Genomic DNA, 12,970 nt, shown 5'->3' with positions numbered 1-12,970 from the left:
GTCAGGGGACGCGGGCGACCGCGCAGAGCATGGACACGTCCTCGACGGACGGCCGCTCCTCCGCCGGGATCTCCGGGCGCCAGTCGACCACCGACGTGATCCCGGGCGGCAGCAGGTCGAGCCCGTCGAAGAACCGGGTGAACTCCTCCGTGCTGCGCAGCCGGAACGGGACGCCGCTGCGCTCGTTCGCCTCCACGTTCTCCGCGTACTGCTCGGGCGTCAGATGGTCGTTCGTCGCGTGCGTCATGACCAGGTGACTGCCGGACGGCAGCGCCGACAGCAGCCGCCGGACGATCCCGTACGGGTCGTGCTCGTCGGTGACGAAGTGCATGGTCGCGACCAGCATCAGCGCGACCGGCCGCGACAGGTCCAGGGTGCTCGCGAGGTCGGTGTCGGCGAGGATCTTCTCCGGGTCGCGGAGGTCGGCCTCGATATAGGCGGTCCGCCCGGCTGGATCGCTGGTCAGCAGCGCGCGGGCGTGAACGAGCACCACCGGGTCGTTGTCGACGTAGACGATGCGCGACGTCGGCTCGATGGCCTGCGCGACCTCGTGCACATTCCCGGCCGACGGCAGCCCGGTGCCGATGTCGAGGAACTGGTGAACGCCCGCTTCACCGGCCAGAAAGGTAACGACCCGCTTCAGGAACGCGCGGTTCTCGCGGGCCGAGAGCCGGACGGTCGGGAAGGCCGAGGCGACGGTCTCCGCGGACTCGCGGTCGACGGCGAAATTGTCCTTGCCGCCGAGCCAGTAGTTGTACCGGCGGGACGGATGCGCCTTCGTCGGGTCTATCCCCGGCGGAACCTCCACACCCCACCTCGATTCGTCGTCCGCCGCGCCCCCGCGCCGGAAATGGAGATCACAACAGCCCATTGTGCAGGGCGGACGGCCGTTCCGCACGTCCGGGGTGGGCCACCGGTGCGGGTGCTGTGAAATGGTGGGCGAACCGTTGCGCGACGGTAAAGGATCGTTCCACAAGGCGGCGACGACCCGGAAGGCAGCAGTGGACCTCTTCTACAGTCCGTTCGACTTCGCGATTCAGGACGACCCTTACCCGGTGTATTCGCGGCTGCGCGAGAAGTCACCGGTGTACCGCAACGACGAGGACGACTTCTGGGCGTTGTCGCGGCACGCGGACGTGGTCGCCGCGCTGAAGGACTCGGCGCGTTTCTCCAGCCGGAACGGCCTGCGGATCGAACCGGCGTTCTGGGGGCCCGACGCGGAGCGGTTCTTCTCGTTCGTCGCGATGGACCCGCCGAAGCACACCCGGATGCGCGGGCTCGTGTCCCGGGCGTTCACGCAGAAGCGCGTCCGGGAGCTGGAGCCGCGGATCCGGGAGATCGCCCGCGAGTGCGTCCGGCCGCACCTGGAGGGCGGCACGTTCGACCTGATGAGGGACGTCGCCGGGCGCTTCCCCACGGACGTGATATCCGAGCTGGTCGGTGTGCCCGAGTCCGACCGCGACAAGGTCCGCGAGCTGGGCATGGCGATCATGTACCGGGCCGAGGACGACGCGGGCGGCGACCTGCCGCCGGAGGCGCTGCAGGCGATCGGCGCGCTCGTCGGCTACTACACCGAGCTGACGATCGAGCGGTCCAGGCGCCGCGCGGACGACCTGCTGTCCGGCCTGCTCGACGCCGCCGAGGGCAACGACCGGCTCACCCCCGAGGAGATCGTCGGCGTCCTGATCCTGCTGGTCGGCGCCGGGATCGAGACGACGATGCTGACGCTCGGCAACGCCTGGCACGCCGCCTGGCTGCACCCCGAGCAGCGCGAGGAGGCGCTCGGCGGGCGGACCGCCGACTGGATCGAGGAGACCCTGCGCTGGGACCCGCCGTCCCAGGCGCTCGCCCGCACCACCACCGAGGACGTCGAGCTGCACGGCACGACGATCCCGGCGGACTCGCGCGTCCTCCTGCTCGTCGGCGCCGCCAACCGCGACCCGGAGGTCTTCCCCGACCCGGAGGGCTTCGACCTCGACCGCGACACCGGCGCGTCGCTCGCGTTCGGCAACGGCCGCCACCACTGCCTCGGCGCGAACCTCGGACGGCTGGAGGCGCGGATCGCGCTGGACGAGATCACGAGCGTCGTCGCGGACTACGAGATCGACGCCGCCGCGGCGGTGCGGGTCCGCTCGTCCAACGACCGCGGCTTCGCCGCGCTGCCCACCCGCATCACCGCGCGCCGCTGACCGGGTCAGGCGTGCGGGTCCTCGCCTGACTTGACGCGGGTCGCGAACTCCTTCAGGGCGTCCAGGGCGCGGCGGTACGGGAGCGGGCCGTAGGAGATCCGGGCGGCGCCCGCGGCGGCCAGGTCGGACGGTGTCACGCCCGGCCGGTTGTTCGCGTTGACCGGCCCCGGCAGGCCCTTGACCAGGTCCGGGAGGACCTCGAACGGCGCGGTGATCGGGTACAGGCAGTCGGCCCCGGCCTCGGCGTACAGCCGTCCGCGCGCGATCGCGGCGTCCAGCGCGTCCGGCGCCCGGGTGACGAACGTGTCGATCCGGGCGTTGATCACCAGGGCGTCCCCGGCGGCGGCGCGGACGGCGGCGAGGTACTCGGCCTGCGCCTCCGGCTCGACCAGCGCACCGGCGCGGGAGTCCTCCAGGTTGCAGCCCGCGGCGCCGATGGCGAGCAGGCGCTCGACCAGTTCGGCGGGCGGCAGGCCGTACCCGGCCTCGGCGTCCACCGTCACGGGCACGGACGCGGCGCGGATGACGCGACCGGCGGCGGCGAACATCTCCTCGGCGGGCGCGCCCTCCTGGTCGGGGTAGCCGAGCATCGCGGAGACCGCCGCGCTCGCCGTGGCGAGCGCGGGGAACCCGAGTTCCTGGACGGCGGCGGCGCTCGCCGCGTCCCAGACGTTCGGCAGCAGCAGCGGGTCGCCGGGCACGTGCAGGGCGCGCAGGACGGCGGCGGCGTCATCGGTCATGGTTGGTTCCTTTCCCTCCCCCAGGGGACCGGCTCGACCGCCCGATTGTGACATCCGCGTCCGACAGTGGCGCGGTCCATCTCGGGGTACCGTCGAAGTGATCATCACCGACGAGGGGGTACCCCGATGCTGCCGTGGTCGATCGAGTTCGCCGGACGCCTGGAGGAGCACGTCGTCAGCAGCGAGCTGCTGCGCGGCAACCCGCTGAACGACCCGCACGAGCGGCCCGTGCTCGTGTACGTCCCGCCGGGCTACGACGACGAGCCGGACCGCCGCTACCCCACCGTGTACGTGATCACCGGGTTCACCGGGCACGTCGGCATCTGGCGCAACCGGATGCCGTACCGGCAGCCGTTCCCGGAGACGGCGGACGCGGTGTTCGCCTCCGGCGAGGCCCCGCCCGCGGTCGTCGTGTTCGTCGACGCCTGGACGGCGCACGGCGGCAGCCAGTTCGTCGACTCGCCGGGCACCGGCCGCTACCACTCCTACATCTGCGACGAGGTCGTCCCCTGGGTGGACGCCCGCTACCGCACCCTCGACGCCCCCGAGCACCGCGCGATCAGCGGCAAGTCCAGCGGCGGCTACGGCGCGATGATCACCCCGATGCTGCGGCCCGACCTGTTCGGCGCGCTCGCGACGCACGCGGGCGACGCGCTGTTCGAGTACTGCTACCTGCCCGAGTTCCCGAAATGCGTCCGGCACCTGCGCAAGTACGACGGCGACATCTGGCGCTGGTGGGCCGACTTCAATTCCCGCACCTCGTTCACGAAGCCCGAGGACATGGAGCTGCTCAACGTCCTCGGCATGGCCGTCTGCTACTCCGCGCGCGAGGACGGCACGCCGGAGCTGCCGTTCGACCCCGTCACCGGCGTCCTGCGGCAGGACGTCTGGGAGCGCTGGCTCGCCTGGGACCCGGTCCGCATGGTGCCCGCCCACGCCGACGCGATGCGCGGGCAGCGCGCGATCTGGATCGACGGCGGCACCCGCGACGAGTGGTTCCTCGACGTCGGCGCGGAGGCGTTCCGCCAGGCACTGCTGGACGCGGGCGTCAAGGACGACGTGATCCGCTTCGAGCTGTTCGACGCGGGCCACGGCGGCATCGACTACCGCTACCCCCTCGCCCTCGCCTGGCTCTGCCGCGCCATCGCCCCCTGACGCCCCACCCCGGGGAGGGCAACCCAACGCGCGCCGCCCCGCGATGGTTCCCGGGCGGCGGCGCCGATCCGGCGGGCACCGGACGGGCCGGGCCGATCCACGATCGGCCCGGCCCGTCCGCGCTGCTCAGCGCCCCTCTTTCCGAGATTCCATTTGACAGTTCCGGCGGAATTGAAAATCCAGCACCAAATGGATTCATTGACACTTTTAACAATTAGAGGTGCACTTCGGGTCAGCTCATCCGGATGAGTACCCCCATCCCCCCGCCGGACGGGCGGCGGCCCCCACGCGGAGCGTTCCCACGCGGACCTCCGGGCGCCGCGCCATGCCCGGCACCTGGTAAAGGAGCACCCCCGTGAGACACCAGACCGCGATCGGGGCGGCGGCGTTGTCCGCCGGCCTCGCCGTGGCGATGTCCGCACCCGCCGCCGGCGCCCCGCCCCGCACCGCTCCGGCGTCCCCCGCCAAGCCCGACCCCCGCGCCGTCGCCGCCGCGTCCGCCGACCGGCTGGTAGCGGCGAAGCCGGCGGCGTTCAAAAAGACGGCCGAGGAGCGGGTCGTCCGGCTGGGCGTCACGTCCGAGCGGCAGGGCCTCCAGCACGTCGCCTACACCCGGACCTACCGCGGCCTGCCCGTCATCGGCGGCGACTTCGTCGTCACCACCAACGCGAGCGGCGGCGTGCTGAGCACGTCGGTCGGCCAGTCCGCGAAGCTGAGCCTCGGGACCAGGGCCGCGGTCTCCGCCGCCGCGGCGGCGAAGACGTCCAGGGCCGAGGTCGCCAAGGTCGAGAGCACCGGCGCGCCGCGGCTGAGCGTCCTCGCCGACGGGGCCGGACGCCTCGTCTACGAGACCGTCGTCACCGGAGCGAGGAAGAACAACGCGCCGACGAAGCTCCACGTCCTCGTCGACGCGAAGAGCGGCAAGGTCGTCCGGACGTGGGACGAGGTCAGGGACGTCGCCGACGACCGCAGCTTCTACCACGCCACCGTCGACCTCAGCACCGCCCCGACGACGATGACGGACCCGAAGCGGCCCGGCGTCCAGTGCGGCGGCCAGAACGGCGCCCCCTTCACGGGCCCCGACAGCGCCTGGGGCAACGGCAGCGGCACCGACCTGGAGACCGCCTGCGTCGACGCCATGTACGCCGTCCAGAACGAATGGGACATGCTGGGCCAGTGGCTCGGCCGCAAGGGCATCGACGGCGGTGGCCGGGGGTTCCCGCTCCGCGTCGGCCTGAACGACGCCAACGCGTTCTGGAACGGCAGCTACACGAGCTTCGGCCACAACTCGGCCGGCAACAGGCAGGCGACGTCCACGGACATCGTCGGCCACGAGAACGGCCACGCCGTCTTCACCACGACGCCCGGCGGCGACAGCGGCGGGAACGGCAACGAGAAGGGCGGGCTGAACGAGTCGGCGGGCGACATCTTCGGCGCGCTGACCGAGCACTTCTTGAACGAGCCCGCGAACCTCGACCCGCCGGACTACCTGGTGGGCGAGGAGGTCGACCTCGTCGGCCAGGGCCCGATCCGCAACATGTACGACCCGGGCGCGCTGAACGACCCGAACTGCTACTCATCGCAGATCCCGCGCACCGAGGTGCACTCGGCGGCCGGTCCGCAGAACCACTGGTTCTACCTGCTGGCCGAGGGCTCGAACCCGACCAACGGGAACCCGAGGAGCCCGACCTGCAACGGCAAGACCGTCACCGGCATCGGCATCCAGAAGGCCGGGCAGGTCTTCATGGGCGGCCTGAACCGGAAGGTGACGAACTGGAGCCACGCCACGGCGCGCGTCCAGACGATCAACGCCGCGCTGCAGGCGTTCCCCGGCTCCGCGACCGAGTGCAACGCCGTCAAGGCCGCGTGGGACGCGGTGAACGTCCCGGCGCAGAGCGGCGAGGCGTCGTGCGGAACCCAGCAGAACGACTTCTCCCTCGCGCTGAGCGCCGGGTCCGGCCGCGCCACCGCGGGCGGGACGGCGACCGCCACCGTCACCACGCAGGTCACCGGCGGCGGCGCGCAGCAGGTCGCGCTGTCGGCGACGAGCAGCCCGGCGGGCCCGACGGCCACGTTCACGCCGAGCACCGTCACGGCGGGGCAGTCGGCCACGATGACCGTGACCGTCCCGGCCGGAACCGCTAACGGCACCTACAAGCTGACCGTCCTCGCGGACGGCGCGTCCGTCGACCGGACGGCCACCTACACCCTGACGGTCGGCTCCGGGACCCCCAGCCCGGTCTACTCGGACGACTCCGAGTCCGGCCAGGGCTGGACGGTCCACCCGAACGGGACCGACACCGCCACGGCGGGCGCGCGGGAGCGCGGCGCCCCCGAGCCGACGAGCTACTCGGGCACCACCCTCCAGCTCGCCCCGGCGGGCGGCGCGGCCGACCGCCTGTCGCCCTACGCCGGGCAGTCCGTCCGCATCCTCGTGGAGGCCGCCGACGCGGGCGCCGCGAGCCTCGTCGAGGCCGGGCTCGACGACATCACCGTCACCAGTTCCTGACCGCCCCCTGCCCGCGGCCCGCGACGGGGCCCGCTCCCCCGTCGCGGGCCGCATCCCTCCCAGGAGAACACATGAGAACGCGCATGACGGCGATCGTCGGGGCAACCGCCCTGGCGGCGACCGCCCTGCTGTCCGGCGCCGCCGCCGCGGCGTCCCCGCCCGCCCCTTCCACCGCGACGGCCGCCGCGCCGGACATCCCGCTCGCGAACGTCAAGGCGCACCTGTCGCAACTGCAGAGCATCGCGAGCGCCAACGGCGGCAACCGCGCCCACGGGCGCGCGGGCTTCAAGGCGTCGATCGACTACGTGAAGGGCAAGCTGGACGCCGCCGGCTACCAGACGTCCGTCCAGTCGTTCAGCTACAACGGGGCCACCGGCTACAACCTGATCGCCGACTGGCCGGGCGGGGACGCGAGCAACGTCCTGATGACCGGCGCGCACCTCGACAGCGTCAACGCGGGGCCCGGCATCAACGACAACGGGTCCGGCTCGGCCGCGAACCTTGAGGTCGCGCTCGCCGTCGCGCGGGAGAAGCTCCAGCCGCGGAAGCACCTCCGGTTCGGCTGGTGGGGCGCCGAGGAGCTCGGCCTGATCGGGTCGAGCCGCTACGTCAGCAGCCTGCCCGCCGCCGAGCGGTCGAAGATCAAGGGCTACCTGAACTTCGACATGGTCGGCTCCCCGAACCCCGGCTACTTCGCCTACGACGGCGACGGGACGAGCGGCGGCGGCGGCCCGGCCGGGTCCGCCGAGATCGAGAAGGTGCTGCGCGACTACTTCGCCAAGATCAACGTGCCGGTCGAGGACACGGCGTTCGACGGGCGCTCCGACTACGGCCCGTTCATCGACGTCGGCATCGCGGCGGGCGGCCTGTTCACCGGCGCCGAGGACTACAAGACGGCCGCCGAGGCGCAGAAGTGGGGCGGCCAGGCCAACACGCCGTTCGACCGCTGCTACCACTCGTCGTGCGACACGACGTCCAACATCAACGACACCGCGCTGGACCGCAACTCCGACGCCATCGCCTACGCCGTCTGGACGCTCGCGGGCGCGGGCGGCACGCAGGAGCCGCCCGGCGAGGTCGTGTACTCCGACGACCTTGAGGCCCCGACCGGCTGGACGGTCAACCCGTCCGGCACCGACACCGCCACGGCGGGCGCCTGGGAGCGCGGCACGCCGCAGCCGACGTCCTACTCGGGCACCGGCCTGCAACTTGCCGCCGCGGGCGGCAGCGGCGCGCTCGTGACCGGCGCGGCCGCCGGGGCCGACGCCGGGGCGAACGACCTCGACGGCGGCGTCACCACCGTCCAGTCGTCGGCGCTCGCGCTGCCCGCCGAGGCGAGGACGCTCTCGTTCTCCTGGCTCTTCGCCCACCTGAACAACAGCGGGGCGGACGACCACCTCCGCGTGCGGATCGTGGGGCCGAACGGGTCCACGACCGTGCTCGACCAGTCCGGCGCGGCGGCCAACCGCGCGGGGGCCTGGCAGACCCAGACGGCGGATGTCTCCGGTTACGCCGGACAGAGCGTCCGAATCGTCGCCGAGGCCGCCGACGCGGGCGCCGCGAGCCTCGTCGAGGCCGGACTGGACAACTTCAAGATCACCAAGTAGGGCCGGAGACGGCGCAGCTCAGGAGCCTTTTTCAGAGTTTCAACAGGCTCCGTTCACAACCTTGAAAATACAGTGGCGAATGGATTCGTTGACAGGGTACCGGCCGCCACGGTGTTCTTTTTGGGACAGCCCATCCCCCCATCCCCCGGGCTGACAACCGGCGGCCGCACGGGACGAATCTCGGCCCGGCCCGTGCCCCCCGCCGCCCCATCGGGGCCCCGCCCCCCGCCGGGCCACGGCGCCGGCCGCTCCGCCGGCGCCGTGGCCCTGACTTTCCGGTAACCACGCCGGGCGCCCGGTCCGGCGCCCGGCGTGAACCGGCCGGGGCGCGAACCGGACCGGCGTGAAACGTCCGAGGCGGGAGTCACAATGGGAGCATGTGCCGAAGTATCAAGACGCTCCGCCCGCCCTTCAGCGAGGACGTGACCGACGAGGACGTCCGGGCCGCCGCGCTCCAGTACGTCCGCAAGATCTCCGGGTTCCGCGCGCCCGCCGCCCACAACGCCGAGGCGTTCGACCGGGCGGTCGAGGAGGTCGCGCGCAGCACCGCCGCCCTCCTCGACAGCCTTGAGGTCCGCGGCGCCCGCCGCTCCGCCTGAGGGCCTCCGCCTACTCGGCGGCGACCAGCTCGGCGATCTGGACGGTGTTGAGCGCCGCCCCCTTGCGCAGGTTGTCGCCCGCGCAGAACAGGGCGAGCCCGTTCTCCACGGTCTCGTCGCGGCGGATGCGGCCCACGTACGTCGGGTCCTGCCCGGCGGCCTGGAGCGGCGTCGGGACGTCGGAGAGCACGACCCCCGGCGCCCCGGCGAGCAGCTCGCTCGCCCGCTCCGGCCCGATCGGGCGCTCGAACCGCGCGTTCACCTGCAGCGAGTGCCCGGTGAACACCGGGACGCGCACGCACGTCCCGGACACCTTCAGGTCCGGGATGCCGAGGATCTTGCGGCTCTCGTTGCGGAGCTTCTGCTCCTCGTCGGTCTCGGCGCGGCCGTCGTCCACGATCGACCCGGCCATCGGCAGGACGTTGAACGCGATCGGCCGCACGTAGACCGACGGCTCGGGGAACTCGACGGCCGTCCCGGAGTGGGTGAGCCGGTCGGCGCCCTGGACGGTCTTCGCCGCCTGGTCGTGCAGCTCGGCGACCCCGGCGAGGCCGCTGCCCGACACCGCCTGGTAGGTCGACACGACGAGCGCGGTCAGCCCGGCCTCGGCGTGCAGCGGGCGCAGCACGGGCATCGCGGCCATCGTCGTGCAGTTCGGGTTCGCGATGATCCCCTTCGGGCGGTCCGCGGCGGCGTGCGGGTTGACCTCGGCGACGACGAGCGGGACGTCCGGGTCCATCCGCCAGCCGGAGGAGTTGTCGATCACGACCGCGCCCGCGGCGGCGACCTTCGGCGCCAGCTCCCTGGACGTCGTCTTGCCCGCCGAGAACAGCACGATGTCGAGCCCGGAGTAGTCGGCGGTCGCCGCGTCCTCCACGGTGACCTCCGCGCCGTCCCAGGGCAGCCTGCGCCCCGCCGACCGGGCGGAGGCGAACAGCCGCAGCTCGTCGACCGGGAATCCGCGTTCGGCCAGGATCTCGATCATCTTGGCCCCTACCTGGCCGGTGGCGCCGACGATCCCGATTCTCATGCCGCTCCCTCTGGTTAGATCGCTTGACCTGGACTGGTGGTGTGACCTGGAGTGTTGCCCAGGCCGGAAGGGTCGTCCAGTCAATAACCCTACGCAGCGGGTTCAAGCTTCGCTTAACGGAACGCGTCCAGCCCGGTCACGGCCTTGCCCAGGGTGAGCAGGTGGATCTCCTGCGTGCCCTCGTAGGTGAGGACGCTCTCCAGGTTGTTCATGTGCCTGATCACCGGGTATTCGAGCGTGATCCCGTTGGCGCCGAGGACGGTGCGGGCCTCGCGCGCGACGTCCAGCGCCGCGCGGACGTTCGCGAGCTTGCCGAACGACACCTGCTGCGGGGTGGCGCCGCCCTCCTCCTTGAGCCGCCCGATGTGGAGCGCGACGAGCCCGGCCTGCCCCAGGGCCACCTCCATCCACGCGAGCTTCTCCTGGGTGAGCTGGAACGCGCCGATGGGCCTCCCGAACTGCTCGCGCGTCCTGGCGTAGTCGACGGCCGCCTCATAGCAGGCGCGCCCCGCCCCGACGGCGCCCCAGACGATCCCGTACCGCGCCTCCGTAAGGCACCCCAGCGGCCCTTTCAGCCCCTTCACGCCGGGCAGCACCGCATCACCCGGAACGCGCACGCCGTCCAGGACGAGCTCCGACGTGATCGACGCCCGCAGCGACATCTTCCGGTGGACGTCCCCGGCGGTGAACCCGGGCGTCCCCTTCGGGACGAGGAACCCGCGGATCCCGTCGTCGGTCCGCGCCCACACGACCGCGACGTCCGCGACCGACCCGTTCGTGATCCACATCTTGGCGCCGTCCAGGACCCAGTCGGAGCCGTCCCGGCGCGCCCGCGTGCGCATGTCGGCCGGGTCGGAGCCGCGGTCGGGCTCGGTCAGCCCGAAGCAGCCGAGCGCCTCCCCCGCCGCCATCCTCGGCAGCCACTCGCCCTTCTGCTCCTCGGACCCGTACCTGTGGATGGCCGTCATCGCCAGCGACCCCTGCACGGACACGAAGCTGCGCAGCCCGGAATCCGCCGCCTCCAGCTCCCGGCACGCGACCCCGTACGCCACGGCCCCCGTCCCGGCGCAGCCGTAGCCCGTCAGGTGCATCCCGAGCAGCCCGAGTTTGCCCAGCTCGGGGGCCAATTCCCGGACGGGGAACGTCCCCTGCTCGAACCACTCCGCCACCCGCGGCGCGACCGCCTCCGCCGCGAACGCCCGGACCGTGTCGCGGACGAGCCGCTCCTCGTCCGTGAGCCGGTCGTCGACGCGCAGCACGTCCATGGCGGGGCCTCCTCCTGTCGGCTCCCCCGAGCCTACGACGGGGCCCGCCCCTGACCCTCCAGAGACCCACTCAGGGACGAATCAGGGCGAATCCGGATGTCACACACCTCCGAGGCTGGGCATCATCGAGGCATGGACATGAACAAGGACACCACCACCGACAGGAAGCTCCGCCGCACCCGCGAAGGCCGCATGATCGCGGGCGTCTGCTCCGGCGCCGCCGAGTTCCTCGGCGTGGACGCCAACCTCGTCCGGCTCGGCCTCGGCGTCTTCACCCTGTTCGGCGGCGCCGGCGTCGCCCTCTACGCGATCGCCTGGATCCTGATCCCCGAGGAGGGCGCCCAGAAGTCGATCGCCGAGGACCTCGTCCAGAAGGCGAGCGACTCCCCGAAGGTCCAGGACGCCATGCAGAAGACCAAAGACGCCGTAAACAAAAACCGCACCCACGCCTGACCGGAGGATGGCTCAGGGAGCCGGCGCCGACCCGCTGACGCCCGACAGCTCGTCGCCGCCTGATGGGGGCGCGGCGACGACGAGGGGGTCGGTGCGGTCTCGGGGGGCGGTGATGACGGCGCCGCGGAGTTGGTTCCAGATCAGGGTGAGCATCGCGGCGGCCGAGAGGCCGAGGGCTCCCGCGAGCGCCACCACCGTCTCCGGGCCGAGGAGTTGGGCCGCGGCGCCGCCGACGAGGATGCCGAGGCCCTGGCCGGCGAGGATGCCAGACTGGGCGAGGCCGAACGCGCGGCCCCGTCCGGACGCCGGGACCGCGGCCACGAACGCGGCGTTCGCCGCGAGCTGGTAGGCGCTGCCGACGCCGGACAGCGCCCACAGCACCACCACGCCCCACAGCGGCGGGTGCGCGCCCGCGCCGACCAGCGGCAGGCAGGCGAGCATCGACATCCAGCCCATCGCGTGCAGCCGGTTCGCCGGACGGACGAACCGGCTGAACAGGAACGCCCCGACGACCATCCCCGTCGGCATCGCCGACAGCAGCAGGCCCACCGTGACCGCGCGCTCGTCGCTGTCCTCGAACGTCGCCGCGTACGGCGCCGCGAGGCCCTCGGGGACGACGTAGAACGCGCACAGCCACGCGAACAGCACCAGCGACCGCAGCACCGGGTCGCCGAAGACCAGGCGGACGCCGTCGCGCGTCCCGCGCCACAGCCGCAGCGCCTCCCGCTCCCGCCGGACCGACGGCGACCGCCGGCGCAGCCCGCCGACCAGGATGAGCGCGGACGCCCCGAAGGTCACCGCGTCCAGGCCGAGCGCCCCGTGGGTGCCGACGGCGGCGACGACCGCGCCGCCCGCGAGGAAGCCGAGCATCTGCGTGCCCTGGTGGGTGATGTTGTTGATCGCCGTGCCCGCGACGTAGCGGTCGCCCTCCAGGACGTCCGGCAGGACGGCCGCGCGGGCGGCGGTGAACGGCGTGCCCAGCAGGACCGTCACGAACACCAGGGCGGACAGCACGCCCACCGGCATCGCCACGAGCGCCATGAACCCGACCAGCCCGGCCCGCAGCACGTCGCACACGATCATCACGGTGCGCCGCGGGAACAGGTCGGCGAGCCCGGACAGCACCGGTCCGCCGACGATCGGGGGCAGGTACGTCAGCGCGTACACTACGGCCGTGAGCAGCGCGGACTTCGTGTGGTCGTACACCAGGACGGCCAGCGCGACCTGCGCGAGCTGGTCGCCGACGAACGACAGCGCCTGCGCCAGCCAGAGAGCACGGAACTCGCCCACCGCGAAGACCTCGCGGTAGGTCGCCTGCTCCTCCGGCGGACGACGATGCCGACCGGTCTGCCTTTCCGCCACGCATGCTCCAGTTCCGCCGCCCCGCCTTCGGGCGACGTCCCTATTAACTCACGCTGCGTGG

The 12,970-nt window shown here is 72.6% G+C and carries 11 protein-coding genes; 6 read left to right on the top strand and 5 right to left on the bottom strand.

What is annotated here, in order from left to right; translation table 11 throughout:
• Position 1: 1 nt before the first annotated feature.
• Positions 2 to 808 carry an SAM-dependent methyltransferase gene (locus ACH01S_RS31185; protein ID WP_067899831.1) on the bottom strand — a complete coding sequence of 269 codons (807 nt, stop codon included), beginning with the start codon at positions 806 to 808 and terminating at the stop codon, positions 2 to 4.
• Positions 809 to 947: 139 nt separating this feature from the next.
• On the opposite strand from ACH01S_RS31185, the gene ACH01S_RS31180 reads away from it, so the two are divergent.
• Positions 948 to 2,189: a cytochrome P450 gene (locus ACH01S_RS31180; RefSeq protein ID WP_246236847.1), complete on the top strand. Its 1,242-nt coding sequence runs from the start codon at positions 948 to 950 to the stop codon at positions 2,187 to 2,189.
• Positions 2,190 to 2,194: 5 nt separating this feature from the next.
• Here ACH01S_RS31180 and ACH01S_RS31175 read toward each other — a convergent pair whose 3' ends face one another.
• Positions 2,195 to 2,929, bottom strand: a complete 735-nt coding sequence (locus ACH01S_RS31175; RefSeq protein WP_067899824.1) for an isocitrate lyase/PEP mutase family protein — start codon at positions 2,927 to 2,929, stop codon at positions 2,195 to 2,197.
• 126 nt (positions 2,930 to 3,055) lie between these two features.
• On the opposite strand from ACH01S_RS31175, the gene ACH01S_RS31170 reads away from it, so the two are divergent.
• The 4 genes from ACH01S_RS31170 (at position 3,056) to ACH01S_RS31155 (ending at position 8,799) form a co-directional block, all read left to right on the top strand.
• Positions 3,056 to 4,084 carry an alpha/beta hydrolase gene (locus tag ACH01S_RS31170; protein WP_067899821.1) on the top strand — a complete coding sequence of 343 codons (1,029 nt, stop codon included), beginning with the start codon at positions 3,056 to 3,058 and terminating at the stop codon, positions 4,082 to 4,084.
• A 355-nt stretch (positions 4,085 to 4,439) separates the two neighbouring features.
• Positions 4,440 to 6,593, top strand: coding sequence for a M4 family metallopeptidase (locus tag ACH01S_RS31165; RefSeq protein WP_067899817.1), 2,154 nt, complete (start codon positions 4,440 to 4,442; stop codon positions 6,591 to 6,593).
• Positions 6,594 to 6,664: 71 nt separating this feature from the next.
• Positions 6,665 to 8,200 carry a M28 family peptidase gene (locus ACH01S_RS31160; protein WP_067899815.1) on the top strand — a complete coding sequence of 512 codons (1,536 nt, stop codon included), beginning with the start codon at positions 6,665 to 6,667 and terminating at the stop codon, positions 8,198 to 8,200.
• A 377-nt stretch (positions 8,201 to 8,577) separates the two neighbouring features.
• Complete coding sequence (locus ACH01S_RS31155; protein WP_067899812.1) at positions 8,578 to 8,799, top strand: DUF2277 domain-containing protein; 222 nt, start codon at positions 8,578 to 8,580, stop codon at positions 8,797 to 8,799.
• Between the two features lie 10 nt (positions 8,800 to 8,809).
• Here ACH01S_RS31155 and ACH01S_RS31150 read toward each other — a convergent pair whose 3' ends face one another.
• Together ACH01S_RS31150 and ACH01S_RS31145 are read right to left on the bottom strand one after the other, a co-directional pair.
• The gene (locus tag ACH01S_RS31150; RefSeq protein ID WP_067899809.1) at positions 8,810 to 9,829 is read right to left on the bottom strand and encodes an aspartate-semialdehyde dehydrogenase; all 1,020 of its coding nucleotides are present in this window, start codon (positions 9,827 to 9,829) and stop codon (positions 8,810 to 8,812) included.
• 113 nt (positions 9,830 to 9,942) lie between these two features.
• The gene (locus ACH01S_RS31145) at positions 9,943 to 11,094 is read right to left on the bottom strand and encodes an acyl-CoA dehydrogenase family protein (protein ID WP_067899806.1); all 1,152 of its coding nucleotides are present in this window, start codon (positions 11,092 to 11,094) and stop codon (positions 9,943 to 9,945) included.
• A gap of 132 nt (positions 11,095 to 11,226) precedes the next feature.
• Between ACH01S_RS31145 and ACH01S_RS31140 the strand changes: the two genes are divergently transcribed.
• Complete coding sequence (locus tag ACH01S_RS31140) at positions 11,227 to 11,547, top strand: PspC domain-containing protein (RefSeq protein WP_067899803.1); 321 nt, start codon at positions 11,227 to 11,229, stop codon at positions 11,545 to 11,547.
• Between the two features lie 12 nt (positions 11,548 to 11,559).
• On the opposite strand, the gene ACH01S_RS31135 is transcribed toward ACH01S_RS31140, so the two are convergent.
• Positions 11,560 to 12,909, bottom strand: coding sequence for an MFS transporter (locus tag ACH01S_RS31135; RefSeq protein ID WP_067899800.1), 1,350 nt, complete (start codon positions 12,907 to 12,909; stop codon positions 11,560 to 11,562).
• Positions 12,910 to 12,970: the final 61 nt, after the last annotated feature.

The sequence above is a fragment of the Actinomadura chibensis NBRC 106107 genome (assembly GCF_001552135.1).
GTDB lineage: Bacteria > Actinomycetota > Actinomycetes > Streptosporangiales > Streptosporangiaceae > Spirillospora > Spirillospora chibensis.
The sequence above is the reverse complement of the archived record's forward strand: the minus strand, read 5'-3'. Positions and strand labels throughout refer to the sequence as shown.